A 22071-nucleotide genomic window follows, 5' to 3' on the forward strand; every position below is an offset into this window, starting at 1 on the left:
GGCAAACTTTTTACCGAGCCCAAGAAGGCCTGACCCATGAGTTCTGAAATCCGCCTGGCATTTGCTCACCCGTCCGAACGGTCCGAGGCGACTTCGCCGCAAGGCCCGCTTGATCGTATTTCGCTGCGCGACCATATCGTCGAGGTCGAAATCGGCGCCTTCCAGGCCGAACGCGGAACCACGCAGCGTATTTGTTTTAATATCGTTGTCGAAGTGCGTCCGCTGACCGATCCGATTGATGACGATGTAGATCGCATCCTGTCTTACGATCGTGTGACCGAAGCCATCGCGTATGAGCTTGCTGCTGAACGCCTTAACCTGCTGGAGACACTGGCCGAGCGTGTGGCAGAGCGTATTTTGCTTGAGCCTCAGGCTGTAAGAGTCTTTGTTCGCATAGAAAAACTGGATCGCGGACCCGGTGCTTTGGGTGTCGAGATCGTGCGGGGAAGAGACGCGCATCACCACGACATCGTCGAGGAAGAACGCCCCCATCCGCGTCTTGTTTTTTTGTCGAATGAGGCAATTGCGTCCGTAAACCTCACCGGTTGGATTGATCAGCTTGAAAGCCGTCAACGCCCGCTGATCCTATGCGTTGGCGCGTCTGATCTGGTTGTGCCCCAGACCGGTCACGCGATGACACAGCGCCGTATCGACCTGCTGACCATTGAGCAGAACGCTTGGGTTTTGGCGGCGCGCGATCATCGCTGTGTGGTGGTTTCGACCCGAACCGAACTGGACTGGGCGATGAAGAACGGACAGATTTGTGTATGGGCTCCGTCCAAGATTGTGCTGGATGCGGTGGACGGACCATCGGCAGCACCGTCGGACGCGGTTGCATTGGCCGCGTGGTTTGCCGCGACTTTTGAGGCCAGCGAGATGATGGTGATCGGCGGAGAGCTGCCGGAAACGCCCAAGACGCCGCTGCGCGCCATTGATGTGGACCAGGCGCAGCTGTGAGCAGCTATTTCAGACCGCTTGTTCAGCATGGTGCCGCCCGCCCGGCAGGTGCCGTAACACTTGCCGGTCAGCCTCTTTGGTTCACCAATACTGAAGTGTTAAAGCGCGATGCTGCGCCCGTGGTTGTGCCGGTCGCTGATATCCCTTCGGAGGTACTGGATCGGCTGACCCGTCCACGCGCTGCGCTGTCCGGTCTGGATATGGGGCAGCCGCAGATCATGGGCATTCTAAATGCGACGCCCGACAGTTTTTCGGATGGCGGTCTGCACAACTCGGTCGAGACTGCATGTACTGTCGCCGCGGATATGGTGACGCAAGGTGCCAGCATTTTGGATATCGGCGGAGAATCAACCCGACCGGGCGCTGATTTTGTCCCCGAGGACGAGGAAATCGCCCGCACTCGCCCTTTGATCGAGGCGATCCGGGCAGAAACGGATGTTCTGATTTCAGTCGACACCCGCAAAGCCAGCGTCGCCAAGGCGGCATGCGCGGCGGGGGCAGGGTTGGTCAATGATGTCTCGGGTTTTACCTTTGATCCGGATCTGGCGCCATTCTGCGCCCAGATCAATGCCCCGGTTTGCGTCATGCACATGCAGGGCGATCCGGCTACGATGCAGGACGATCCGCAATATGACAACGTTCTGCTGGACGTTTACGACTTTCTTGAGGGTCAGATCACGCATCTGGAAGGATTGGGGCTGACCCGTGATCTGATCATCGTGGATCCCGGGATTGGGTTTGGCAAGAACCAGGACCACAACCTGACTTTGCTGCGCAATCTCAGCCTGTTTCACGGGCTTGGCTGTCCCATCTTGTTGGGCGTGTCGCGAAAGGGCTTCATCGGCTCCATCGGACAAGAGCCGCGCAAGATCGCGCGTGCGCCGGGATCAATTGCGGTGGCTTTGGCCGGATTGTCCCAAGGCGTGCAGATCATTCGGGTGCATGACGTGGCCGAGACCGCTCAGGCCTTGCGTCTATGGGCCGCTGTCCGGTAATCCGGTCGCAAGCAGATTTTACGGAGTGACAGGTATGCGCAAGCTGTTCGGAACTGACGGGGTGCGAGGCACCGCCAACACCCATCCGATGACAGCCGACATGGCTTTGCGTATCGGGGCCGCGGTTGGGCGGTATTTTCGTCGCGATGCGACGGGCGTCCACCGTGTGGTCATTGGCAAGGACACGCGCCTGTCTGGGTATATGTTGGAAAGCGCGCTGACGGCGGGGTTGACCTCGACTGGGATGAACGTGTTGCTTTTGGGGCCGGTTCCAACCCCTGCGGTCGGGCTGATGACCCGGTCGATGCGCGCGGATCTGGGCGTGATGATCTCGGCCAGCCACAATCCGGCCGAAGACAATGGGATCAAGTTCTTTGGCCCCGATGGCTTTAAGCTGTCCGACCAAGCTGAGATCGAGATCGAAAAGCTGATCGAAGTGGGCGTCAAACCCGCACAGGCGCAAAACATCGGTCGTGCCCGTCGCGTCGATGATGCGCGGTTCCGTTATGGCGAACGCGTCAAATCCTCTCTGCCGCGCGATGTGCGCCTGGAAGGCCTGAAGGTGGTCATCGATTGTGCCAACGGCGCGGCGCACCGAACGGCGCCCGAGGTGTTGTGGGAACTGGGGGCCGAAGTCATTCCTGTCGGCATTGCGCCCAACGGCAAGAATATCAACCTCAACTGCGGTTCAACCAAGCCGCAGATGGCCGCTGAGACCGTGGTTGCGCATGGGGCGGATGTGGGCATCTGCCTAGACGGAGATGCGGATCGGGTTGTCGTGATTGACGAAACCGGGCAGGTTGCCGATGGCGATCAGCTGATGGCGCTATTGGCCACGGCTTGGGCCAAATCCGGCCAGTTGAAGGGCGGGGCACTGGTGGCAACGGTCATGTCGAACCTCGGGTTAGAGCGGCATCTGTTGGCCCAGGGTCTACGGCTTGAACGGACATCTGTTGGCGATCGCTATGTGGTCGAGCGGATGCGCGAAGGCGGCTTCAATCTGGGCGGCGAACAATCTGGGCACATCGTGATGAGCGACTACGCTACCACCGGCGACGGCCTTATGGCGGGACTGCACTTTCTGGCTGAGATGGTTCTGTCTGGACGCAAGGCATCGGATCTGTCCAAGCAATTTGAGACCGTGCCCCAGCTTTTGAAGAACGTTCGATACGATATTGGGCAAGTTCCGCTTGAGGCGCAAAACGTGCAGGCCGCGATTGCCGACGCCGAGGCGCGCCTGAACGGGCAGGGACGTCTGCTGATCCGTAAATCCGGTACCGAGCCGCTGATCCGGGTCATGGCCGAATGTGAAGATGACGCCCTGCTGATACAGGTCGTCGACAACATTGTTGCCGAAGTCGAGGCTGTCGCGGGTTAGCGTCCGATCAGCAGTTTTCTAAGGCTGAACCATTGGCTGATAGCCAGCCCCGTCAGGATCATCGACAGTGCGATGTAAAACCGCAGCGGCAGGGCTTCGGATAGAATCCAAGCGCCAAAGATCATCGACCAGATAGGCACCTGATAGTTCACCAGTGTCAGAAAGACCGATCCTGCGCTGCGGATGATCGATACGCGCAACAAGGTGGCAAAGGCTGTAGGGACAAAGCCTAGTGCGATGATGGCAAGGCCGGGGCGGGTGCCTTGCCAGCTTGGAACGCCTTCGGACATGAGCATGATAGGTAACAGGATCACCGCTCCGACCACCAACGTCAGGGCGGCCAGAGTGACAGGGTCAATCGGCGGGCAGCGACGGGTGAAGATGGATGCCACCGAGTAACACAGGGCTGCACCGATGCAGGCCAGTTGCGCCACTGGCTCCGATCCTTGGCCGATCTGCGCCAACCCCGGCCCGATCAGGACCAACGCGCCAGAGAACCCCAATGTAACGCCAAACATGCGGCGTGCATTGAGGGGCTCATCAGAAAAGAAATGGGCCAGTGGCAGAACCATCAGCGGAATTGCAGCCATCGACAGGCCCGCAAATGCCGACGGAACATATTGCTGCCCCCAGCTGAGCAAGAGAAATGGCAACGCTGTCGACAAAACGCCGATAGTGATAATCGAACCCCACAGTTTGCGGCTTGGACTGGGCAAGCGGCGCCGGGTCACAGCCATAAGTACCAGCAACGTCAGCGCGCCCAGCGTTGTGCGCGCCGTCGCAACGGTGACAGGGCCGTACCCTTCCAGCGCCATGGCGACAACCATGAACGTGCCGCCCCAGATGAGGCCGAGGCTGATAACACCGCCCCAGTCGCGGGAATTTGGCTGATCGACCATTTGTGTCTCTTGATAGGGTTTTGGAATTGCTGGCTAAGTGATGGTCGGAAACGGTCATGGGTTCAAGCGGTTGAGTTCAACACGACGTGTGTTCCACAAAAAAGGGCGGCCACCGGGGCCGCCCTTGTGCTGACAGGCGTCAGGCTTAGTTCTTTTCTTTGTCGACCATTTTTCCGGCCGAGATCCAAGGCATCATGGCACGCAGTTTGGCACCGGTTTCTTCGATCATGTGCTCGTCATTGGCGCGACGCGACGCTTTGATGGTGGGCTGACCCACAGCGTTTTCCAGCATGAAGTCGCGGACGAACTTGCCCTGCTGGATGTCGTCCAGAACCGCTTTCATGCGGGCCTTGGTCTCGTCGTAGTTCAGAATACGCGGGCCGGTGACATACTGACCGTATTCTGCGGTGTTCGAGATCGAGTAGTCCATGTTGGCGATGCCGCCTTCGTAGATCAGGTCCACGATCAGCTTCACTTCGTGCAGGCACTCGAAATAGGCCATTTCAGGCGCATACCCGGCTTCGACCAGAGTTTCAAAACCACAACGGATCAGTTCGACCAGACCACCGCACAGAACGGCCTGCTCGCCGAACAGGTCGGTTTCGCATTCTTCGCGGAAGTTGGTCTCGATGATACCCGAGCGGCCGCCACCGATGGCCGAGCAATAGGACAGGCCGATTTCCAGCGCTTTGCCAGTTGCGTCGTTGTCAACTGCAACGAGGCAGGGGACGCCGCCGCCTTTGGTGTATTCGCCGCGCACAGTGTGGCCGGGCCCCTTGGGGGCCATCATGATGACGTCGATACCCTCTTTCGGCTCGATCAGGCCGAAATGTACGTTCAAGCCGTGGGCAAACGCGATAGCAGAGCCGGGCTTGATGTTGTCATGCACGTATTTCTTGTAGGTCTCGGCCTGCAATTCATCGGGCATGGTGAACATGATGACGTCGCACCATGCAGCGGCTTCGGCAATGCCCATCACCTGGAGACCTTCGCCTTCGGCTTTCTTCGCCGACGCGGATCCTTCACGCAGGGCGACAACAAGGTTCTTTGCACCCGAGTCGCGCAAGTTCAGCGCGTGGGCATGACCTTGGCTGCCATAGCCGAGGATAGCCACTTTTTTGTCTTTGATCAGGTTGATATCGCAATCGCGATCGTAATAGACGCGCATTTCGCCGGTCCTTTCTGTTTCGGTTGCTGTGCTTTTATCGGGGTCGTGGACTATTGGCGAGTGGTCCGCGATTGAGTATTTATAAAAAAGGCGAAGAATCATTCGCGTAAATTCTAACTAACGAGAAAATCATGTTAGACGATGTGGATCGGCGAGTATTACGGCACTTTCAGGCCGAGCCCAGTCTGTCGATGGCTGAACTGGCCGAGCGCTGCCGGATCAGTCAGGGCGTGTGCTGGCGTAGGATCGAAAAGATGCAGGCTGCCGGTATCATTGAAGGGCAGGAGGCGGTGATCGATTGGGCCGCGCTTGGTTATGCGGTTGAGGTATCTCTGCGGGTGACATTGGACAAGACGCAGGCCCGTGCGTTTGATGAGTTCACAGCCGCTGCCAGAGACGTGGCCGAAGTGATCGAGATACAAACATTTCTAGGCCGGGTGGATGTGCGCCTGTCAGTCCTGGCGCGGGATATGGGGCATTATCAACAGGTCTATCGCGATCATATCCTTACGCTGCCCCATATCGCTGACATCGAAGCGTTGATGCATATCGCGCGGGTGAAGCGAGACGAGGTCCTGCCGGTATGATCGATCTGGACGAAATTGACCGCAAAATTCTGCTCACTTTGCAAAGAGATGCAACGCAGAGTGCTGGGGCCTTGGGTCGTAGGTTGGGCCTGTCTCAACCGGCGACGTGGCGCCGCATTCGGCGGTTGGAAGAAGCGGGGATCATCAAGGGGAGGCGGCTGCGCCTGAATGCCGAGGCGCTGGGGTTTGGAGTGACCGTTTTTCTGGGCGTGAAGCTGGCCCGCAAGGGGCAGGTCAGTCTGGAAGATTTCGAACGGGCCGTGAGCGCCATTCCCGAAGTGCAGACCGTCGAACACGTTTTGGGGCTGTATGACTACCGGCTGCGCGTTGTTGCACGGGATCTGTCAGATTTCGAACGTGTCCTGCGTCGGCGGATCATGACGCTGCCCGGGGCTGGGGATGTTGAGGCAAACGTTCTGCTCAGTGAAGAGCGTTTGCCTGGTCCAATTAGCTAATCAAAATTAGTATTTTGTGCGAATGCAGTATCCCGGATGATGCGTCATGCGGGCGAAGGTGATCGGCACTCCGTCTTTCCAGGTTGTCCGTTCCAATTGAATCATCGAGGTTCCGGCTGTGGTCCCCATGAACTCGGCCAGTCGCCGGTCCGCCGAGATTGCACAAAAGGCGATTTCGGCGTCGGTGAAGGGACTGGCGTTCAGCAACCATTCATGAGGGCCTTGTTCGCTGAGGCTGGCCTGTTCCACGTCGGGAATTGCATCGATATTGATCCAGCGTTCCTCGTGCTGAAAGGGGTGATTGTCTGCATAATGCATGCAGATCAGATGCAGCACGCGCGCGTCGGGTGACATGCTGAGTTGCGAAGTCAGCCAACCCGGGCTGGGCATCACGTTCCGCTCGACCAGAGCATAGCGATAGGCAGCATTCTGGCTTTCGACCATTTGCCGGGTCAGGGAGAATTCCAGCTTGGCGTGTTTGCTGGGTTCCTTTTTTACGCGCGTGCCGCTTTTGCGCTTACGTTCGACAAAGCCTTGATCTGCCAACTCTCGTAGAGCGCGGTTTACAGTTGCGCGGGCGCAATTAAACTCTTCGGCCAACAGTGTCTCGGTTGGTAACAGCGAGCCTTGTGGCCAAATGCGGCTTTCAATTCTGCGTTTCACTTCGTCACGGACGACCTGGAAACTGATCCGCTTTTGTACAGTCACGGGTAAGAAATCCCTTCAAGTAAAAAGTGTATGCATCTGGTCAGAAGCAAGCAGAAGTGTAAAGGGAAAGGTGACACTATTTGGCGTCAATCTGTACGTTTTCAGTGACGTATGGGGTGAACTTACCTTGGTTCGACTGGCTTACCTGGGGCCAGTTTTGTGTGGATTTGGACTTTACCATCTGTGGTAAAGGGGTCAAGATTCCTGAAAGCTTAACGAAAGGACGCTTTATGCCTGCCTTGTTGGAAACAATCGATCCAAATGGTTTCGAGGAATTCTCGGTCGTCTTCACGGATCGCTCGCTCAATCACATGTCTGAGGTGTTTCAACAGGTGATGCGCGATGTCTCGGGAATGTTGAAGCACGTCTACAACGCCGATGGGGTTGCCGTGATTCCCGGGGGTGGAACCTATGGCATGGAGGCTGTGGCCCGACAGTTTGCGCGCGGTGCAAATGTGCTTGTCGTTCGCAACGGATGGTTTTCCTATCGCTGGAGCCAGATCATTGAAAGCGGTGCATTAACGGCTTCGACCACCGTCCTGAAGGCGCGCGAGACAGGTAACGCCAGCCCGTCGCCTTTTGCGCCCGCGCCGATCGAAGAGGTCGTGGCTGCCATCCGGGACCAAAGGCCGGATGTTGTGTTCGCCCCCCATGTCGAGACGTCAGCCGGTGTTATCCTGCCGGATGATTACGTCACTGCCATGGCGGCTGCCGCACATGAGGTTGGGGCATTGATGGTTCTGGACTGCATCGCCTCGGGCTGTGTTTGGGTCGACATGAAGGCCACCGGCGTGGACGTGTTGATTTCAGCGCCACAAAAAGGCTGGAGCGCGTCGCCTTGTGCCGGTTTGGTCATGCTGTCCGAACGGGCTGAAAAACAGCTGGAGCAGACAACCTCAGACAGCTTTTCCATTGACCTTAAGAAGTGGCGTCAGATCATGCAGGCCTATGAAAACGGCGGCCATGCTTATCACGCCACGATGCCCACGGATGCACTGCGGGCGTTTCGTGACACCATGTCCGAGACGCGCGAATACGGGTTCGACAAGTTGCGCGATGCGCAGTGGGCGCTGGGCAATGGCGTGCGGGCAATGCTGAAGGACAAAGGCGTCATGTCTGTGGCTGCCGACGGGTTTGGCGCACCGGGGGTCGTCGTCAGCTATACTTCGGACCCCGAGGTGCAGAATGGCAAGAAATTCGCCGCGCTGGGCATGCAGATCGCTGCCGGAGTGCCGCTGCAATGTGATGAACCCGAGGGGTTCAGTACCTTCCGTCTGGGTCTGTTCGGGCTGGACAAGCTCTATGATGTGGACGGCACCATTGCGCGGCTCAAGCGGGTGCTGGATCAGGTTCTGTAATCTGAATGGGCCTTAGCGTACGCCGAGGCCCATCTGCATCAGCGTCTTGCGCACGGACGGCAGGGAATACAGCGCGCTCAGGCCCATGGCCCGCGCATCGCGCAAGGGCCGCGTTTCGATCATCGAGGCGCGGTTCAACAGGTCGATACCTTTGACGCGCAACTCAGTTTCGGTATGGCGGGCCTTGTGATACGCCTCGAGCATCTGCGCATCGCCCAGCCCATCGGGCCGGGCTTGTGCCAGATCCAGCAGGCAGCGCAGATCGCCCAAAGACATGTTCAGCCCTTGCGCGCCAATGGGGGGAACCACATGCGCGGCCTCGGCCATCAGGGCAATGCGTTCACCTGACAACCGCTCAGCGGACTGGCTGATGATCGGCCAGATCGTGCGGCGCGAGGCCAGTTTCAGTGGCCCGAACAACCCGCAAGAGCGTTCGGTCATCGCGGCTTCGAACGCTTCGGGTTCCAGATTCAACAGTTCAATCGCACGCGGGCCGCGCTCCATCCAGACAATGGCAGACGACGGCTGACCCTGCCAATCAGGCAGCGGCACAAGGGTGAAGGGCCCCCCGGAACGGTGGATCTCGGTCGAGACATTTTCATGCGCGATAGGATGCGTGACGGCAAAAGCCAGCGCCTTTTGGCCGTAACGCGTGGTGTGGATGTTAATCCCGGCGGCCTCGCGCATGGGCGAGTTACGCCCGTCAGCGGCGATCACCAACTTGCAGCGGATGCGGCTGCCATCGCTCAGGCCGACACGCGCCTCGGCGGTGCGGGTGAACAGGCTGACAGTTCCGGTTCCGGGGCGGAAATCGACATTGGGTAATTCGTCCAGACGCGCCACCATTTCGCGCCGCAGCAGCCAGTTGGGAAGGTTCCAGCCAAAAGGTTGTTCGGAAATATCCGATGCGTTGAAGTCACGCACCACACGCGGCTCGGGGATGTCCCCGCCTGCGTCGACAATCCGCATGATCTGAAGGGGGGCGGCATGGGCATCCAATCGTGCCCACAATCCACATTGTTCCAGCAAGCCATGCGCAGGCTGCAGGAACGCGGTGGTACGCAAGTCGGATCCGTCCACATCACGTTCGGTAATGGGTGGTGAGGGATCGACACAGATCACATCGAACCCGGCAGTGCCGAAGACCGCCGCTGCGGTCAGTCCCGCGATTCCACCGCCGGAAATCAGGATGTCACAGCTGTCTGTCATGGCGTGTCTCTCCGTGTCTCGCGCAGACCCTAGTGCGGTTCCACCGCCAGTGCCAAGTGACATCCTGTCCCGTATCTCAGCCGCGTGAAATCAGGATGAGAATCAGGAACATGACCGGGACCATGGCCAAGGCAGGAAGGTAAAGGCCCGGCAGGCCAAACAGCAGGGCCGAACAGCCCCACATGCTGACAATCGCCACAGCTGTATAACCCAGATCCTCGGGCTCGCTGTTTGCGGCATCACGGGCCATCCAGCCAAACAGGGGAATTGCAAAAAGCAGGCGTTGCCAAATCGGCAGGCGCCGAGGCATCTCGATCGCGCTCATGGGAGTCTCCGTTCTGTTCGTCGCTGCAGCGCATATAGGGGTGATGCTGCGTATGCAGAATGAGCAGATCGTCGCAGTGTGACAGGCTATCGCAGGCGGGCCAGAAATGCCGTCAAATCGTCTGTGTGGTGGTGGATGTGATCCGCCTCGTGCGGTTCTGGCGCGACATGCACCGTGCGCATTCCCATCTCATGCGGGGCGGTCAGATTACGAGGATCATCCTCGAACATGGCTGCTTTGTCAGCTTGGATGCCATCTTTTGCAAAGATGATCTCAAAGGCCACTTTCTCGGGCTTGGGGTGGTAGTCGGCATGTTCGACGCCGTAGATCGCATCGAACAGCCCTGACAAACCGCGCGCCTCCAACACCCGTTCGGCATAAGGCGCGCTGCCATTGGTATAGACGATGCGCCGACCGGGCAGAGACCGGATATGCGCGGCAAGCTCGGCGTCGGGGTCCATGTGGCTCATGTCGACCTGATGGACGGCGTGAAGGTAAGGATCCGGGTCCAGATCGTGTTCTGCCATCAGACCAGCCAGCGTGGTACCGTATTGGCGCCAGTACTGGGATCGTAACCGATCAGCCTCGGCCGGATCCACTCCGATGGTCCGCACAACGTAATCCGTCATCAGCACCTCGATCTGATCGAACAGGCGCATATGAGGCGGGTAAAGCGTGTTGTCCAGATCGAACACCCATTGGGTGACGTGGCTAAAAGCGGGTTTGACCATGCTGTGGGTTTAGGACGCAGTGGCGCGGTTTTCAATGCTGCTCTTGATTGCAGGCCCTTGTGGCGGATAGACATGTCCGAACCAGGAGACAAAGTGCCCCATGAGCCAGACCCGACAATCCAGCAAAGATGCCTATAGCCTGATTCTCGAAGCAATCGATGTCGGCGTCTACAAACCCGGTGACCGTCTGGTCGAAAGCGAACTGGCCGAGCGTTTTGGTGTGTCCCGGACTCCGATCCGCGAAGCATTGCAGCGGTTGGAGACGCAGTCGCTGTTAGAGCGGGACGGGCGGTCGCTGATTGTTGCGTCGCTGGATCACAACCAGATGGCGGAACTGTATATCGTGCGCCGAGAGCTGGAGGGGTTGGCCGCGCGGCTGGCCGCCAAGCATGCCACCGAAGAAGAGATCAAGGTGCTGCAGGATATGGTTGCGGCGGATGACGTGCTGGTGGATGATCCCACTGCTTTGTCGCGGGCCAATCGGCGGTTTCACGAACAGATTCATCTGGCGTCGCACAACCGTTACCTGGTTCAGCAGCTCAATCTGGTGCATCGAACCATGGCGTTGATGGCGACGACGTCATTGGCCGCTCAGGGCCGTGGTGAAATTGCGCAAAGTGAACACAAGGGTATCGTCGAGGCCATCGCTGCACGGGATGAAGAGGCTGCGGGCCGGGCGCTGAAACATCATATCTCGGTCGCCTTCATGACCCGCCTGAAACAGGATGCGATTCGACGGGAGACCTGAGCGTCAGGCGGCAAGATGATCTTCACCAGCCTGCCCGTGTTGGGTTTTGTCCCAAAAGAAGGGTTTAACGGCCAATTCCCACAGGGCCTTGTAGGCGGCCACGACGCCTAGCGGGAAATACAAGAACATCGTCGGCAGCCAAGGCAACAGAAACCGCCGTTCCCGGGCAGAAACGGCAAGAACACCGACGGCGACGTTCAGTCCTTCAGCCGCTAGGAACAGCCAAAGCAATGATGTCAGTGTCTGATGCGGAAGAACCAGTAGCATCGGATTAAACAACCCCAGCGCCGTCAGCCAGAACATCCATAGCACCGGGGCCAGCAGGAATTGCCCGATCGTTCCCAGAAAAAATGCCTGCACCCCCAAGAACTTGAGCAACCCGAGATCCCGGTACAGCTGTAGAGGGTCACGCATATGCACCAGATAGGTGACCATGAACCCCTTGAGCCAGCGCGAGCGTTGCTTCACCCAAGGCCAGGCACGAAAGTTTGCCTCTTCAAAGGTGGTGGTGTCCACCATCTCGGTCCGATAGCCCGCGCGGCTGAGCCGGACGCCCAGATCGGCATCTTCTGTAACGTTGTGTGCGTCCCAACCGCCAAGTTCCAACAGTTTGTCGCGGCGAAAGAAAAACGTGGTGCCGCCCAAAGGTACCACCAACCCCAACCGTGCGATCCCGGGCAGAATGACCCGGAACCAGCTGTTGTATTCGATGGTAAAACAGCGTGAGCGCCAGTTGGTGCGGGGATTGTAATAGTCCAGCCCCCCTTGCAGGCACACGACCTCTGGTGCGGCCTGCGTGAAATGGCGGACAACGCGTTCAATCTGATCCGATTGCGGCGCATCTTCGGCGTCCCAGACGCCCAGAATGTCCCCCCGGCAAAAGTCCAACGCATAGTTCATCGCGCGGGGTTTGGTGGTCAGCCCGTTCAATCCGGGCACTTCGATCGTGCGAATCCAACTGGGCAGGTCGATCTTGGCAAGCGTGTTTCGGGTGACGTCGTCGTCTTGTTCCAGCACCAAAATCACGTCCAGCAATGCTTTGGGGTATGTGAGCCGTTGAAGTCGGCGAATGAGTGCATCGGCGATCTCTCTCTCTTTGTACAAAGGGACCATGATCGAAACACATGGTTGGCGCAGAGCTTCTGCCGCAAAGTCAGGCGGGACAGATGGGCACCGACTTAGATGCGAGACGAAGGCCATGACACCTGATAACCGCAACGCCACGAACAGGATCAGCGTGCTGAGTGCCGCTAGAAGAAGAATGGTCAATCCAACTTTCGGAATAGTCGTGAACAGCGCGATCAGGCCAATCAACGCCACTGCAGGGCCTGCGCGCGACCGTGGGGTCCAGGTACGGCAGCTCTGAGATTCGTCCACGCGGGTTTCGGCAGCCTGCGCCAGCGGTTTGGAAAATTGACGCGCGATTGCGCGATCAATTTGTTCGGGGGCGGCAAGAACCGGGATAATGGCATACCCGCAATCCTGCATTTGTGCGCTGACAGTGGCAAAGCGGTCAGGCCGGGCTGTGGCGACCAGAAGAAGCGGACCCACGCGCACCCATGGGATCACGTTATGGGTCAGCCAGAAGTCAACCGGCTTGAGCTTGCAGAGCTCGGGTGAGGGCGTGATGCCTTCAAGATCAGTGATCTGCCAACCGCTCTGCGTGGACAGCGCATATAAAACGTCCCGACGACTGACCCAGCCTTCACCCACCAGTATCTCGCCCAATGGCGCTTTTTGCTGGGACTGCAGGTGCAGCGCGTGATTCAACTGCGCCTGTGTGATCACGCCTTGGTCAATCAGGCAGGTCCCAAGCGGCTTACGCAGACCCTGAGCAGGTATTGGTACGGCAGAGGTGAAATTCTGGAGATTCAGTTCAACCATAATAAAACCCTGACGCAGTTACCTGTCGTCAGGGTTGTTCAATCAAGGTTAACACTGGGTTAACACTAGATAATCTTGCGGTTATGCCTGCGTTTTTCTGTCTGCCATTGCCGAAGCGAAACGCTCGAACAGATAGAAACTATCCTGCGGACCGGGTGAGGCCTCGGGGTGATGCTGCACCGAATAGACTGGACGATCCGTCATACGGATACCGCAGTTAGAGCCATCAAACAGTGAGCGATGGGTTTCGATCACGCCCTCAGGCAAGGATTGCGCATCGACAGCAAAGCCGTGATTCATCGAGGTGATCTCAACCTTGCCTGTGTCCATATCTTTAACCGGGTGGTTTGCGCCGTGATGGCCGTGGTTCATCTTGACGGTCTGTCCGCCAAGCGCCAGCGCCAACATCTGATGGCCGAGGCAAATACCGAATACTGGCAGCTCGGTCGTGTCCAGGATTTCCTTGATCATCGGCACTGCGTATTCTCCGGTTGCGGCCGGATCGCCGGGACCGTTGGACAGAAACACACCGTCGGGCTGATGCGCCAACACTTCGGCGGCCGTTGCGGTTGCCGGTAGAACGGTCACGTCGCACCCGGCTGAAGCCAGACAGCGCAGAATGTTGCGTTTGGCGCCAAAATCCAACGCGACCACCTTATGCGTAGGGGCCTCCTGCCGCGTATAGCCGTCGGGCCAAGCCCACCGCATCTCGTCCCAACGATAGCTTTGGGCGCAGGTGACGTCCTTGGCCAGGTCCATGCCTTCCAGACCTGCGAAACTGCGTGCTTCTGCGACCAGCGCCTCGATGTCGAAGTTGCCGTCCGGATCATGTGCCAGCGCCACATGCGGCGCGCCTTGCTGGCGAATGGCGCGTGTCAGGCGGCGGGTGTCGACACCGCCGATGGCAATGCGGCCACGGCGCGCCAGCCAGTCTTTCAGTTCTTCCGTCGAACGCCAGTTCGAGGGTTCGGTCGGATCCCATTTGACCACCATCCCGGCGGCAACCGGATCACCGGTTTCATCGTCATCGGGATTCACGCCGACATTGCCGATATGCGGAAAGGTGAAGGTGACGATCTGCCCGGCATAAGATGGGTCGGTCATGATTTCCTGATAACCGGTCATGGCCGTGTTGAAACACAATTCGGCTACGGCCTTGCCTGTGGCACCAAAGCCTATGCCGTAGAACAATGTTCCGTCGGCCAATGCCAGACATGCGGTGGGCTTGGACGGGGCGTTCTGGGCCATGGCGCGACTCTCCTGCAGGGTAAACCGGCGCATACCTAAGGGCGTTGGGCCGCTGGGTCAAGTCTGTTCAATTTTTGGGCTATTGTGGAAAATCAATGGGTTAACTGTGTTGGCCCCCTGTTGTATCACGCTTTTTGTTTCGATATGTTCGGGGTTCCTTTGCCATGGGGATGGACAGACCATATGGATATGCGATCACGGGTGAACACCGCCCTGAAGCAAGCAATGAAAGACAAAGAGGCTGAGCGTCTGTCGACGCTGCGCCTGATTAATGCGGCAATCAAGGACCGGGATATCGCCTCGCGCGCTTCGGACAATGAAGAGGCTAAAGGATGCGGTGACACCGAGGTTCTTGAAATACTTGGGAAAATGACCAAACAGCGCAAAGAAAGCGCCCGCGCCTATGAAGAAGGCGGGCGGCTGGATCTGGCCGAGCGTGAACTGCGCGAAGTCGAAGTGATCGAGGAATTCCTGCCCAAACAGCTGGATGAGGATGAAGTCAGCAAGGCCATCCAAACCGCGATTACCGCCACTGGCGCAGGTTCGATCCGCGACATGGGCAAGGTGATGGGCGAATTGAAGACGCGCTATACCGGTCAGATGGATTTCGGCAAGGTCGGCCCGATGGTCAAGGACCACCTCTGCGCGGCCTCAAACGGCGGCTGCTAAGCCATTCAAGAAGACAATGGTCACTGCGCGACAGGTTCGCGCAGTTTCTCGACAAGATCGTTATAGAGTGTGACGCGTTCATCTTCGGACAGAAATGCACCTATTTCGACTTCGCGGCCATCTCCGACCAAAGTTACGTAATGCGGCACCGGTCCGCCCTTTTCATGCATTTCAGGTCGGGCCCAATAGCGGTTACAGGACCATTCCAGTTGCCCTTTGCCCGGGGTGTGGTGGATCAGCCGCGCCTGAGTTCCGCTCAAAGTCAGCACCTCAAACACGCTGCGGGCGCGATAGTTTGTCTGGATCGCCAGCCAGAGGCCCAGAACGGTCAGCATCAGGAAGGGCAGCAAGCCCCATAGAACGATTGAGCCCAGCATTGCCAGCAGCGGAAGCAGCCCGAATAGAAACACCGACAGGATGACAATCATTGCCCCGCGCGGCGGCAGGGAATTGTGTGGCCAAAGGCGCAGTTCGTGCTCTGTTTCAGATGTCTGATTCCATCGATACGGCATGGTTGAAAAATAGCGTAACGCAGTCAGGTGTCGACTGTTAACACTCAGACCACATGACCAATCCGGGCCCAGGACAGGGCATCTTCCAACCGGTCGTCACCCCAGAACACTTCTCCGTTGACGACAAAGCTGGGCGCGCCGAAAACCCCCAGTTTGGCGGCCTGGTCCGTTTCGGTTTCCAGGGCGGCAATTGTATCCGGACTGCGGGCGCGGGCGAGGGTCAGGCGTGGATCCTGCTGGCAGCGAAGGACGGCCTCGGACAGGGCGGTTTCACTTCCGGCGTCGACTCCTTCTTCGAACCAGATGCGATAGAGGTTCTGCGTGAACGCCTTGCCCCACCCATCCCGCATTCCCAAAAGGGCGACCTGGTTGGCCAGCGTCAGATCCGAGATCGGATAGGGGGCAGGCAGTTTGGCGTGGATATGATACTTGGCGGCACGCCGCTCGATATCGCGCCACATATAGGCGGATTTCACCGGCTTTCCCGCAAAAGGAATGTTCTGCTGATCCGACATCACTGTGCGCACGTTGAACGGACGCCAATGCACTGTTGCATCATTTTCAGCACACCAGTCATCCAGACGCATGACCGTCAGAAAGCTGTAGGTACTGCCAATGGAAAACCAAAAATCGACTTCGGGCATCTGGAACCTCCGGTTTGCCGGATAAGTTGCCCGAACCAGAATAGCGTATTTTTAACGTTCTGGCGACTTGTTCACCAAATAGTCTTTGGGAAGGGCGAGATGTGCAAAGAAAAAACCCCGCCGTGAGGGGCGGGGTTCTCTTGGATTTCTACGGGATCAGTGCGCGTGGCCCTTGTCCCAGTCTTCCTGTTTGGGCAACTGCTCGAACGTGTGCTCGGGCGGCGGCGAGGGTAGGGTCCATTCCAGCGTATCCGCGTATTCGTTCCAGTAGTTGTTCTGGGTGATACGTGCGCCGCGGAACAGCGCGTAGAACACGATGCCGAAGAACAGCAGGAACGACGCAAAGGACACGAACGCGCCAATCGACGAAACATAGTTCCACTGAGCGAACGCCTCAGGGTAGTCGATGTAGCGACGTGGCATGCCCTGGCGACCCAGGAAGTGCTGCGGGAAGAAGGTCAGGTTGGCGCCGATGAAGAACAGCCAGAAGTGAACCTTGCCCCAGAACTCGGAATACTGACGGCCCGTCATCTTGCCGAAGTAGAAGTACACACCGGAGAAGATCGCGAACACGGCGCCCAGCGACATCACGTAGTGGAAGTGCGCAACCACATAATAGGTGTCGTGGTACGCACGGTCCACACCGGCCTGCGACAGAACCACACCGGTCACACCGCCAACGGTGAACAGGAACAGGAAGCCAAAGGCGAACAGCATCGGCGTCTTGAACTCGATCGAGCCGCCCCACATGGTCGCGATCCACGAGAAGACCTTAACCCCTGTCGGGACCGCGATGACCATTGTGGCCAGCATAAAGTAGGCCTGCTGCTGTAGTGACATACCAACGGTGTACATGTGGTGCGCCCACACGACAAAGCCCAGAACACCAATCGCGATGATCGCCCAGACCATCGGCAGATAACCGAAGATCGGCTTGCGCGAGAAGGTTGCGATCACGTGGCTGATGATGCCGAACCCGGGCAGGATCACGATGTACACTTCCGGGTGGCCAAAGAACCACAGGATGTGCTGATACAGGATCGGGTCACCGCCACCGGCCGGATCAAAGAAGGTAAAGCCAAAGTTGCGGTCCATCAGCAACATGGTGATCGCGCCTGCCAGAACCGGCAGCGACAGCAGAATCAGCCACGAGGTGACGAAGATCGACCAGCTGAACAGCGGCACCTTGAACAGGGTCATGCCCGGGGCACGCATGTTCAGGAAGGTGGTGATCATGTTGATCGCGCCGAGGATCGAGGAGGCGCCCGATACGTGCACGGCAAAGATCGCGAGGTCCATGGACATGCCGCCTTCGGTCGTCGATAGCGGCGGGTAGAGAACCCAACCCACGCCAGACCCAAGCTGGTCATTGCCACCCGGTGACAGCAGAGAAGCCACACCCAGCGATGTACCTGCGACATACAGCCAGAAGGACAGGTTATTCATCCGCGGGAACGCCATATCCGGCGCGCCGATCTGCAACGGCATGAAATAGTTGCCAAATCCGCCGAACAGGGCGGGGATGACAACGAAGAACATCATCAGAACACCGTGGTAGGTGATCATCACGTTCCAAAGGTGTCCGTTCGGGGTGCAAAGCTCTGCACCGCTGCCGAACAGGCGGAACCCTTCCAGGCACATATGCTGTACCCCCGGCTCCATCAGTTCGATCCGCATGACAACGGTCATCAGAACCGAGATCAAACCGACAATAGCCGAAACGATCAGGTATAGAATCCCGATGTCCTTGTGGTTGGTCGACATGAACCAGCGGGTGAAAAAGCCGCGCTGATCTTCATGGTCGTGACCATGAATGGCTGCGTCTGCCATTATAGGTGCCTCCTGTTGCAACTGCACCGCGCTGCCGGACCTCTCCGGCGCGCAGGATTCCTGCTGGTTTTAGAATGCGAAGAGGACACCTTCAATGGCCGAGTTTGATCTGGATCAAGATTAATTGTCGCGGGCAGGGGGCTGCAGCGCGATTTTTCGGCCTCGAATGGGTGATATCTGGTCATCGCCGTCCTGATTTCAAGAGACCGACTGCAAGCCGGAATGCGGTCCGGCGGAGAACTGCCTTGACCCTCGGATGAGGGGATCGCAGAACTACCCTGACACCCGAAAACCGGAGACTGGACATGGCCGCTTACGATCCCGAGAACATCTTTGCCAAGATACTGCGGGGAGAGATCCCATCGACCCGCGTGTATGAGGATGAGGATACGCTGGCCTTCATGGATATCATGCCACGCGCAGATGGACACTTGCTGGTGATCCCGAAAACCCCATGTCGCAACCTGTTGGATGCCGCGCCCGAACAACTCGCGGCAGTCATGGCGACTGTTCAGAAGATGTCGCATGCGGCGAAAAACGCATTTGAGGCGGATGGTGTCACAATCCAGCAATTCAACGAAGCCGCCGGAGGGCAGGAGGTGTTCCACCTGCATTTCCACATTCTGCCACGGCACGAGGGGGTCTCGATGCGCCCACCGGGTAAAATGGGGGATTTCGACCTAATTGCTGAACACGCGAACAAAATCAAAGCGGCCTTGGATTAATCAGACCGAAGTGGCAAGAGCTTGCTGCTCGGGGTGACTGCATCAGTTGCTGTTAGGCGTCGATTGAAGATTTTTTATTTCAAACACTTGAGCCTCTAGTAACCAGAGGAATTACATGCCCTGAATAGCGGCACACAAGGGGCAAGAACGATATGGCGCACAATCACTCTAATCACGGGCACGCGCATAGTCACATTGACCCGAGCGCCGGTGATGCACGTGTCGCCTGGGCAATCGGCGTCAACATGTTGCTGACGGCGGCGCAGGTCATCGGCGGTGTCCTGTCAGGGTCATTGGCTCTGATAGCGGACGCGTTACACAATTTTTCAGATGCCATCGCCCTGATTATTGCGTTTTTTGCTCGCAAGATTGCCAGACGTCCCGCCGATGCTCGCATGAGCTTTGGTTACGGTCGGGCCGAGGTTGTCGCGGCACTGGTCAATTACACAACGTTGGTCGTGTTGTCGGTTTACCTGTTTTATGAAGGCGTGATGCGGTTCTTCGAGCCCGAGCCCATCAATGGGTGGATGGTCGTATGGATTGCCGCATTGGCTCTGGTGATTGACCTGATCACCGCGGCACTGACCTATTCCATGGCCAAAGAAAGCATGAACATACGTGCGGCATTCGTGCATAACGTTGCCGATGCGTTGGGATCAGTTGCGGTGATCGTCGCTGGGTCTGCCGTGATCTGGTTCAACTGGATCTGGGTGGATCCTGCTGTCACGATCATGATTTCGGTCTACATTCTGTGGCATGTCAAAGCCGAGATCGGTGAAACGATACGGGTCCTGATGCTTGGCGCGCCGCCAGAGTTGGACCCGGAAGAAGTTGCAACCGCAATCGAGGGAACCAAGGGCGTCACCGAAGTGCACCACGTCCACCTGTGGAGTATGCAAGAGCGACAGTCTGCATTGACCGCCCACCTGGTAATCGCAGCCGATGTCTGGCCCGGTGCCGAAGATGTACGAGAGAGTGTAAGGCAAATCTTGAAGGATCGCTTTGGGATCGGGCATGCAACGCTCGAACTCGAGCAATCCGAACGTGCCTGTATTGGCTCGTCGCGGTTTGGACATCAGGAAAATTAGGACCCTGAAATGAGAATTGCCGTTCCGATTTGGGGTCGGAACGGCAGACTCGTAACCAAACACTTCTCGGATTTCGCGGGCAAGCCCGGATCACCGGTTAACATACCACTCACTCTAGACTGGTAAATTCATACTACTCGTTAACGAGGTTGGTGTATTCAGCCGATGTGAATTTTAGTTAAAGTTTCCCATAATATGAGGCAACCATTGGCGAATTAATGCGCCCTTCGGAAACAGAAGTCTCCGGGATCGCCGATTGTTGTTTCCGCAAGCGTAAATTGGCGATTCGACACCGCCGTCAGGAGGCGATGCGTCAGGCGTTGGTTGTTTCGAAAACCTCGACAAATGTCTTTCGCAACGCGGCGTCCAGATCCGCGATTGTCACGGGTAATCCCAGATCGACCAGAGACGTCACGCCATATTCGCTGATCCCGCAGGGGACGATGCCCGAGAAATGTTCGAGGTCGGGTTCCACATTGATGGAAATGCCGTGAAAGCTGACCCATTTGCGCAGACGCAGGCCGATGGCAGCAATCTTATCTTCGGCGGGTTTGCCGGTCACGGTCAGCGGTTTGTCGTCGCGTCGCACCCAGACACCCACGCGCCCGTCCCGGATTTCGCCATGAACATTGAACTCGGCCAGCGCCGATATCACCCAGTTTTCCAGATGCTTTACAAACTGGCGAACGTCACGACCGCGTTTGTTCAGATCCAGCATGACATAAGCCACACGTTGTCCGGGGCCATGATAGGTATATTCGCCGCCGCGCTTACTTTCATAAACCGGAAACCTCTCAGGGTCCGTTAGGTCCTGGATTTTGGCAGAGGTCCCCGCCGTATAAAGCGGTGGGTGTTCCAACAACCAGACGCATTCATCAGCGTCACCCGCAGCAATCGATGCGACCCGCGCCTCCATAAAGGCGACGGCATCGTCATAGCTGGTCAAACCATCGGTGATTTTCCATTCCATGCGGGCCTCATACCGTGCAAGCCGGGCAGGGGAAAGGGGTCAGGCGGCCTCAGCCAAGCAACGCTGCAGCACCTGAGCGTAAGTATCCGTTCCTTGCGCGCCGGTCAGCAGATATTTCCCACCAAACACCATTGATGGCACGCCTGAGATGCCGCGACCCGTCCAGAACTGCTGTTTCTCACGCACCGATGCAACAAGTTGACCTGTTTCCAACACGGCGCGGGCGGCCTCAGGGTCGAGCCCTGCCGCCTTAACAGTGGCCAACAGAACCTCTTGATCTGACACGTCCTGCTGTTGTGTAAAATAGGCCTCGAACAATGCCAGTTTCAAAGGATGTTGGCGGCCCTGTTCTTCGGCCCAGTCGAGCAGTTGGTGTGCGGCAAATGTATTAACAATCCGGCTGTCATCATTGAAATTAAACGTAAACCCCAGCTCCGCGCCAAGGGATGTAAGCCGGTCACGCGCTTGCTGGCTTTGCTCGGTGGTTGAGCCGTATTTCTCTGCGATATGCTCACGTAGGTTCTGACCCTCGGGGAGCATGTTGGGATTGAGTTCGAAAGGATGCCACCTCAGGTGGGCCAATACGCCTTGTTGCTGTAAGGCCAGATCAAGTTGCCTGAACCCAACGACGCACCAAGGGCAGACGACGTCCGAGACGATGTCGACTTGAACGACGGGGCGGGGATCGGGCATGGTCATTTGCGGCTCCTGATAACTGCAACGGCTAGTGTAGAAAGTTGTAGATATGACTGCGCCATGAGATTTTAAACTGGCGTGTTTTTGTCTCTTCACATCCTGCGTCTCAGCGTCTATACGCCCCTCACCAAGTCACTGGCAGTGCGGTCGTGGCGGAATTGGTAGACGCGCAGCGTTGAGGTCGCTGTGGGGTAACACCCGTGGAAGTTCGAGTCTTCTCGACCGCACCATTTTCTCAAAGTTCAAAGTTTTTACTGGACTTTAAGGGTGTAGGCTTGCACCAGTTT

The 22071-nt window shown here is 57.6% G+C and carries 23 protein-coding genes and 1 tRNA gene; 11 read left to right on the plus strand and 13 right to left on the minus strand.

The annotated features are described in order from the left end of the window. Window positions 1–36: 36 nt before the first annotated feature. From HW561_RS03535 to glmM, 3 genes are read left to right on the plus strand one after another with little or no spacing between them, the layout of a single operon-like run. Entirely contained in the window at window positions 37–957 is a 921-nt protein-coding gene (locus tag HW561_RS03535; protein ID WP_176861824.1) for a dihydroneopterin aldolase, read from the plus strand. After that, the gene (gene folP, locus HW561_RS03540; RefSeq protein ID WP_176861825.1) at window positions 954–1952 is read left to right on the plus strand and encodes a dihydropteroate synthase; all 999 of its coding nucleotides are present in this window, start codon (window positions 954–956) and stop codon (window positions 1950–1952) included. The genes HW561_RS03535 and folP overlap by 4 nt, the downstream gene beginning before the upstream one ends. 34 nt (window positions 1953–1986) lie before the next feature. Continuing rightward, window positions 1987–3330, plus strand: coding sequence for a phosphoglucosamine mutase (glmM, locus tag HW561_RS03545; protein WP_176861826.1), 1344 nt, complete (start codon window positions 1987–1989; stop codon window positions 3328–3330). Here the strand turns inward: glmM and HW561_RS03550 are convergent. Beyond that, window positions 3327–4229, minus strand: coding sequence for a DMT family transporter (locus HW561_RS03550; protein ID WP_176861827.1), 903 nt, complete (start codon window positions 4227–4229; stop codon window positions 3327–3329). The genes glmM and HW561_RS03550 overlap by 4 nt on opposite strands. Before the next feature lie 145 nt (window positions 4230–4374). Further along, window positions 4375–5397 (minus strand): ketol-acid reductoisomerase, encoded by a 1023-nt coding sequence (gene ilvC, locus HW561_RS03555; protein WP_176861828.1) that lies wholly within the window; start codon window positions 5395–5397, stop codon window positions 4375–4377. Between the two features lie 131 nt (window positions 5398–5528). Here ilvC and HW561_RS03560 point away from each other — a divergent pair, with 131 nt between their 5' ends. Further along, window positions 5529–5984: an Lrp/AsnC family transcriptional regulator gene (locus HW561_RS03560; RefSeq protein ID WP_176861829.1), complete on the plus strand. Its 456-nt coding sequence runs from the start codon at window positions 5529–5531 to the stop codon at window positions 5982–5984. Next, entirely contained in the window at window positions 5981–6439 is a 459-nt protein-coding gene (locus HW561_RS03565) for an Lrp/AsnC family transcriptional regulator (protein ID WP_176861830.1), read from the plus strand. Before HW561_RS03560 ends, HW561_RS03565 begins: the two co-directional genes overlap by 4 nt. 6 nt (window positions 6440–6445) lie before the next feature. Here HW561_RS03565 and HW561_RS03570 read toward each other — a convergent pair whose 3' ends face one another. Beyond that, entirely contained in the window at window positions 6446–7147 is a 702-nt protein-coding gene (locus HW561_RS03570; protein ID WP_176861831.1) for a GntR family transcriptional regulator, read from the minus strand. Window positions 7148–7377: 230 nt separating this feature from the next. Here HW561_RS03570 and HW561_RS03575 point away from each other — a divergent pair, with 230 nt between their 5' ends. Next, entirely contained in the window at window positions 7378–8505 is a 1128-nt protein-coding gene (locus HW561_RS03575; protein WP_176861832.1) for an aminotransferase class V-fold PLP-dependent enzyme, read from the plus strand. 12 nt (window positions 8506–8517) lie between these two features. On the opposite strand, the gene HW561_RS03580 is transcribed toward HW561_RS03575, so the two are convergent. The 3 genes from HW561_RS03580 to HW561_RS03590 form a co-directional block, all read right to left on the minus strand. After that, complete coding sequence (locus HW561_RS03580) at window positions 8518–9714, minus strand: UbiH/UbiF family hydroxylase (RefSeq protein ID WP_176861833.1); 1197 nt, start codon at window positions 9712–9714, stop codon at window positions 8518–8520. 76 nt (window positions 9715–9790) lie between these two features. Then, window positions 9791–10039 carry a hypothetical protein gene (locus HW561_RS03585; RefSeq protein WP_176861834.1) on the minus strand — a complete coding sequence of 83 codons (249 nt, stop codon included), beginning with the start codon at window positions 10037–10039 and terminating at the stop codon, window positions 9791–9793. Between the two features lie 86 nt (window positions 10040–10125). Then, a complete protein-coding gene (locus HW561_RS03590) occupies window positions 10126–10770 on the minus strand; it encodes a pyrimidine 5'-nucleotidase (RefSeq protein ID WP_176861835.1) in 645 nt (214 codons plus the stop codon). 100 nt (window positions 10771–10870) lie between these two features. Here HW561_RS03590 and HW561_RS03595 point away from each other — a divergent pair, with 100 nt between their 5' ends. Continuing rightward, the gene (locus HW561_RS03595) at window positions 10871–11518 is read left to right on the plus strand and encodes a GntR family transcriptional regulator (protein WP_176861836.1); all 648 of its coding nucleotides are present in this window, start codon (window positions 10871–10873) and stop codon (window positions 11516–11518) included. Window positions 11519–11521: 3 nt separating this feature from the next. Here the strand turns inward: HW561_RS03595 and HW561_RS03600 are convergent, their stop codons facing one another. Together HW561_RS03600 and carA are read right to left on the minus strand one after the other, a co-directional pair. Then, window positions 11522–13402 carry a glycosyltransferase gene (locus HW561_RS03600; RefSeq protein ID WP_176861837.1) on the minus strand — a complete coding sequence of 627 codons (1881 nt, stop codon included), beginning with the start codon at window positions 13400–13402 and terminating at the stop codon, window positions 11522–11524. A gap of 81 nt (window positions 13403–13483) precedes the next feature. Beyond that, a complete protein-coding gene (carA, locus tag HW561_RS03605; protein ID WP_176861838.1) occupies window positions 13484–14650 on the minus strand; it encodes a glutamine-hydrolyzing carbamoyl-phosphate synthase small subunit in 1167 nt (388 codons plus the stop codon). Window positions 14651–14833: 183 nt separating this feature from the next. Between carA and HW561_RS03610 the strand changes: the two genes are divergently transcribed. Next, window positions 14834–15319, plus strand: coding sequence for a GatB/YqeY domain-containing protein (locus HW561_RS03610; RefSeq protein ID WP_176861839.1), 486 nt, complete (start codon window positions 14834–14836; stop codon window positions 15317–15319). A gap of 20 nt (window positions 15320–15339) precedes the next feature. Here the strand turns inward: HW561_RS03610 and HW561_RS03615 are convergent, their stop codons facing one another. From HW561_RS03615 to ctaD, 3 genes are all read right to left on the minus strand, one after another. Continuing rightward, window positions 15340–15831 carry a DUF2244 domain-containing protein gene (locus HW561_RS03615; protein ID WP_176861840.1) on the minus strand — a complete coding sequence of 164 codons (492 nt, stop codon included), beginning with the start codon at window positions 15829–15831 and terminating at the stop codon, window positions 15340–15342. 44 nt (window positions 15832–15875) lie between these two features. Then, the gene (locus tag HW561_RS03620) at window positions 15876–16475 is read right to left on the minus strand and encodes a 2-hydroxychromene-2-carboxylate isomerase (protein ID WP_176861841.1); all 600 of its coding nucleotides are present in this window, start codon (window positions 16473–16475) and stop codon (window positions 15876–15878) included. A 156-nt stretch (window positions 16476–16631) separates the two neighbouring features. Then, entirely contained in the window at window positions 16632–18305 is a 1674-nt protein-coding gene (ctaD, locus tag HW561_RS03625) for a cytochrome c oxidase subunit I (protein WP_176861842.1), read from the minus strand. 305 nt (window positions 18306–18610) lie between these two features. Here ctaD and HW561_RS03630 point away from each other — a divergent pair, with 305 nt between their 5' ends. Then, window positions 18611–19030, plus strand: coding sequence for an HIT family protein (locus HW561_RS03630; RefSeq protein ID WP_176861843.1), 420 nt, complete (start codon window positions 18611–18613; stop codon window positions 19028–19030). Between the two features lie 152 nt (window positions 19031–19182). Continuing rightward, window positions 19183–20118, plus strand: coding sequence for a cation diffusion facilitator family transporter (locus tag HW561_RS03635; protein WP_176861844.1), 936 nt, complete (start codon window positions 19183–19185; stop codon window positions 20116–20118). 313 nt (window positions 20119–20431) lie between these two features. On the opposite strand, the gene lipB is transcribed toward HW561_RS03635, so the two are convergent. After that, a complete protein-coding gene (gene lipB / locus HW561_RS03640) occupies window positions 20432–21088 on the minus strand; it encodes a lipoyl(octanoyl) transferase LipB (protein ID WP_176861845.1) in 657 nt (218 codons plus the stop codon). Window positions 21089–21127: 39 nt separating this feature from the next. After that, the gene (locus HW561_RS03645) at window positions 21128–21787 is read right to left on the minus strand and encodes a DsbA family oxidoreductase (RefSeq protein ID WP_176861846.1); all 660 of its coding nucleotides are present in this window, start codon (window positions 21785–21787) and stop codon (window positions 21128–21130) included. Window positions 21788–21927: 140 nt separating this feature from the next. On the opposite strand from HW561_RS03645, the gene HW561_RS03650 reads away from it, so the two are divergent. Beyond that, a tRNA-Leu gene (locus HW561_RS03650) sits at window positions 21928–22014 on the plus strand. Window positions 22015–22071: the final 57 nt, after the last annotated feature.

The sequence above is a fragment of the Ruegeria haliotis genome, from assembly GCF_013377785.1.
GTDB classification, from domain to species: domain Bacteria; phylum Pseudomonadota; class Alphaproteobacteria; order Rhodobacterales; family Rhodobacteraceae; genus Ruegeria; species Ruegeria haliotis.